We start from the raw sequence: 3,477 nt of genomic DNA on the forward strand, positions 1-3,477 counted from the left end.
GTGACCGGGCCGGCGTCGTATTCCCCGGTATCCCGCCTCACTGTCGGGGCAGAAACCACCGGTTGTCTCTGCCCGCACGGCGAGGTGGTCAGTGGTTCTCGTGCTGGTGATTCTCACGGTCGTCGGCGTGATCGTGGCCGAACGGGTCGGGGTCCACTCCGGGCAACCAGGTGTGGCCCGGCACCGTCCAGCCCTCACGGCGCAGAGACTTCTTCCAGCGGCGGGTCCACTTGCCGTTGAGACGGTTGATGTAGAGGTAACCGTCGAGGTGGTCGTACTCGTGCTGCATGACGCGGGCGAACCAGCCGGTCCCCTCGAAGTCGATGTCCTTGCCGTCCACGTCGAGGCCGGTCAGGCGCACGTGGTCGGAGCGCTTGAGCGGGAAGCTGTAGCCGGGCACGGACAGGCAGCCCTCGGCCTCCTCGTTCGGATCCGGATCCTCCTGAGAGGTCTTTCCGATTCGGGTCAGCACCGGGTTGATGACGTGTCCGCGCGCCGGGGCGTCCCCGGAGTCCTCGAAGGTCCACGTGAAGACCCGCAGTCCCACGCCCACCTGAGGCGCTGCCAGTCCGACGCCGCGGGCGGCATCCTGGGTCTCGAACATGTCCGCCACCAGTGCCCGGATCTCGTCATCGATCTGCGTGACCTCGGCTGCCCGGCGGTGGAGGACGGGTTCGCCGTGAATGGTGATCGGACGGATGGTCATGGCGGGGGTTGCTCCTTCAGGTGCCGTGCGGGACAGCAGAGAGTCTAGTCTCCACGGCCGCCGGACCTGGCTAAGGCGTCAGGTAGGCGCACGCCGCCACCACGTGCGCCCGGGTGGCGATCTCCAGGGTGGGGTCGAGGGCCGGGGCGAAGAACGGCGAGTGGTTGGCCGGGATGGCCGAGGACACCGTGCCGGCCTCCACGGCGGCACGAAGAGTCTCCGGGGCCACGGAGCCCACGAACCAGTAGACGGAGGGGATGCCGAAGGCGTCGGGGATGCGACCGAAGTCCTCGGAGGCGGTGGCGGGGGCGGCTTCGAAGACTTGTCCGGGGGCGAAATGGTCGGAGAAGGCCTCGGTCACGGTGCGGTTCGCCCCGGCATCGTTAATGGTCACCGGGAACTGGTCGTAGTACTCGAACTCGGGCTCACGGGGCGCGCCGGCGGCGGTGCACTCGCCACGGACGATCCGCTCGATCGCGGTGATGACCTGTGCGCGCAGTGCGGCATCATAGGTCCGTAGGTTCAGCAGTAGCTCGGCGCGGTCGGGGATGATGTTGGACTTCGTGCCTGCGTTGGAGGCGCCCACCGTGACCACGGCGAACTGGTCAGGCTGGATCTCCCGGGACACGACGGTCTGCAGTCGCAGCACGATCGAGGCTGCGAGCACCACGGGGTCCACGGAGGTGTGCGGCATCGAACCGTGGGCTCCGCGACCGTGCACGGTGACCCTCAGTGAATCGCCGGCGGACAGCACGGGGCCCGGCGCGGTGCCGATGGTGCCCGCCTCGGCGGGCATGACGTGTTGGGCCAACGCCACGTCGGGCCGGGGCACCCGGGCCGTGAGGCCGTCGTCGAGCATCGCCTGGGCGCCGGCCGCGTTCTCCTCCGCCGGCTGGAACAGGCCGATATAGGTTCCGGACCACGCCTCCCGGTGCGTGGAGAGCAGCCGGACGGCACCCAGCAGGGCGACGAGGTGCATATCGTGGCCGCAGGCATGCATCACACCGTCCACCGTGGAGGCGTAGTTCAGGCCGGTGTCCTCGGTGACCGGGAGCGCGTCGATGTCCGCGCGGGCCAGGACTGTGGGTCCTGGTCCGTTCTCGAGGACGGTCACGACGCCGGTCCCGCCGATGCGCAGGGTCTCCAGTCCCAGCCCGGCCAGCTCGGCCTCGATGCGCTCCGCTGTCCGGAGCTCCTGCAGGCTCAGCTCGGGGTGCCGGTGGAAGTGCCGGTAGAGGTCGCGTTGCCAGTCCAGCTGACGATCGATGGTGTCCAGGAGACCGGCGGCAGTCATCAGAGGTCTACGACCTCGAACTCGAGCAGTTCCGCGCCGGTGGACACAGGCTTGCGCTGTTCGCCGTCCGGTGCACCAGCAGGTCCGCCATGGGCTGCCGCGGCCCCGTGGTCCCGCCAGTCCTGGAAATGAGCCTCGGTGGCCCACTGGGTGACCACGAAGTAGCGGTCCTCGCCGGCGGTGGGGCGCAGCAGTTGGAAGCCCTCGAACCCGGGGGAGTTGTCGACCGCGTGCTTGCGGGCGGCGAAGCGGGATTCGAGCTCGGAGCCGGATCCCTCGGGGACGCTGATGGCATTGATCTTCACGACGGACATGAACGGGCCCTTTCGACGGCGTTGGTCACGGTCATCCTAGGCGCACGGTTCCATCGGCATCCGGACCTGCCCAGGCATGACGATGAAGGGCGCGGAACTGTCGACCAGCGGCGTCAACGCAGTTGCGGCAGGACGTGCTCGCCGAAGGCCTCGATGAAGGGACGCTGCTCCTGGCCCACATGGTGCAGGTAGACGGCGTCGAATCCCAGGGCGGCGAGGTCGTGGATCCGCTGGGTCATCTCGCCCAGATCGGAGCCGACCATCACGGAGGAGCGAATTTGCTCCTCCGTGATGCCCTGGGCGCTGACCGCGTCATAGGTCTCCCGCCGCAGGTCCGTGTTGGCCGGAGGGGCGAAGACGTTGGAACGCCACTGCTCGTAGGCCAGGGCGTAGGCCTCCTGATCGGTGGGGGCCCAGGACAGATGGATCTGCAGGATCCGGTGCTCGGCCCCACCCGCCTCACCCCATTGGTCCAGCATCTTCCGGAGCGTGTCCCGGTCCTGGTTGATGGTGGCCAGCCCGTCGGCCCACCGGGCTCCCCGCACGGCGGTCGGCACGGTGATCGCGGGGGCGATCAGCTGCGGCCTGGGGTCCGCGACCTCCCAGAGGGTGGCCTCGTGGACCTGCACGAGGCCCTCATGGGAGACGGTCTCACCGGCCAGTAGCCGAGCGATGATGTCCGCGCACTCCTCGAGCCGTTGCTGGCGGACCTCCTTGCGGGGCCAGGCCTCGCCCGTGACGTGCTCATTGGCGTATTGACCCGTGCCCAGGGCCGTCCAGAACCGGCCGGGGAACATCTGGCCCAGGGTGGCCACGGCCTGGGCGACGATGACCGGGTGGTAGCGCTGTCCCGGTGCGGTCACGGTGCCGAAGGTCAGGTTCGTGGTGGCCAGCGCGGCGCCGAGCCAGGGCCAGGCCAGTCCCGAGTGCCCCTGACGTTCCGACCACGGCTCCAGGTGATCCGAGCACATGGCTGCGGTAAAGCCGGCCTGTTCGGCCAGCTGAACGTCCGCGAGGAGTTGCCGCGGAGAGATCTGCTCTTGCGAGGCATGGAACCCGTACACCGTCATGGTTCGTTTGTAGCAGACCTCACAGGATCGTGCGGAAGGCCGGCACCAGCGGGCTGGGGGAGCGGGCCGCGCCAACGGCCGGGACGGGGGCGG

General features: G+C 69.0%; 4 protein-coding genes. All 4 read right to left on the reverse strand.

The features are described from left to right. Window positions 1-88: 88 nt before the first annotated feature. The 4 genes from def to ABD134_RS03155 all read right to left on the reverse strand — a co-directional run bounded on the left by def (window position 89) and on the right by ABD134_RS03155 (window position 3,384). Window positions 89-706, reverse strand: a complete 618-nt coding sequence (gene def / locus ABD134_RS03140) for a peptide deformylase (RefSeq protein WP_344226628.1) — start codon at window positions 704-706, stop codon at window positions 89-91. A 70-nt stretch (window positions 707-776) separates the two neighbouring features. Then, the gene (locus tag ABD134_RS03145) at window positions 777-2,000 is read right to left on the reverse strand and encodes an amidohydrolase (RefSeq protein WP_344226630.1); all 1,224 of its coding nucleotides are present in this window, start codon (window positions 1,998-2,000) and stop codon (window positions 777-779) included. After that, a complete protein-coding gene (locus tag ABD134_RS03150; protein WP_344226632.1) occupies window positions 2,000-2,314 on the reverse strand; it encodes an antibiotic biosynthesis monooxygenase family protein in 315 nt (104 codons plus the stop codon). The genes ABD134_RS03145 and ABD134_RS03150 overlap by 1 nt, the downstream gene beginning before the upstream one ends. A gap of 113 nt (window positions 2,315-2,427) precedes the next feature. After that, window positions 2,428-3,384: a TIGR03885 family FMN-dependent LLM class oxidoreductase gene (locus ABD134_RS03155; protein WP_344226634.1), complete on the reverse strand. Its 957-nt coding sequence runs from the start codon at window positions 3,382-3,384 to the stop codon at window positions 2,428-2,430. Window positions 3,385-3,477 lie beyond the last annotated feature (93 nt).

The organism is Citricoccus alkalitolerans, from assembly GCF_039528175.1.
In the GTDB taxonomy this organism is placed as follows: domain Bacteria; phylum Actinomycetota; class Actinomycetes; order Actinomycetales; family Micrococcaceae; genus Citricoccus; species Citricoccus alkalitolerans.